The sequence below is a fragment of the Streptomyces thermovulgaris genome (genome assembly GCF_002155915.1).
GTDB classification, from domain to species: Bacteria; Actinomycetota; Actinomycetes; order Streptomycetales; family Streptomycetaceae; genus Streptomyces; species Streptomyces thermovulgaris.
Genome location: NZ_MUME01000489.1, coordinates 1 through 576, shown reverse-complemented (window position 1 = coordinate 576; position 576 = coordinate 1). Strand labels below are relative to the sequence as shown.

1 protein-coding gene is annotated in these 576 nt (G+C 72.0%); it reads left to right on the top strand.

Annotated features, from left to right (window positions below; genetic code table 11):
- Positions 1 to 576 (top strand): MFS transporter (locus CCN35_RS26685; protein WP_143631873.1); only part of this gene is annotated, 576 nt, incomplete at both ends.

The following is a 576-nucleotide window of genomic DNA, read 5'->3' as shown; positions in this document are numbered from 1 at the left end:
GCTCGGCATGTTCCGGGGACTCGGCCTGCGCACGGTGCTGGTGCTGGGCGTGGTGGTGCTGCTGCTCGGCGCCAACTCGATGTACCAGATCGACATCCCCCTCCACATCACCGAAGAGCTGGGCATGAGCCCGCGGTTCGCCGGACTGCTGCTCGGGGTGAGCGCCGCCCTGGAGGTCCCGCTGATGGTGCTCGCCGGTGTCTGGGCGGACCGGGTCGGCAAGCAGCGGATGATGGTCGCGGCCACCGTCTGCGCCACCGTGTTCTTCGGCCTCCTCCCCCTCACGGACAGCCGCCCGCTCCTGCTCGCGCTGCAGCTGCTCAACGCGGCCTGGGTGGCGGTGGCCCTGAACATCCCGGTGGTCGTGCTCCAGGACAGCCTGCCCGGCCGGTTCGGCACCGCCTCCGCCCTGTACTCCAGCGCCTTCAAGGCCGGCATGTTCCTGGGCGGCCTGGCCGTCGGCACGGTGGCCACCTGGACGGGCCACCGCCAGGTGTTCTGGGTGTGCGCCGGGCTGACCGCCCTGGCCGGAGTGCTCGCACTGCTGCTGCGCGCCGTCCCGCAGCCCTCCTCTCC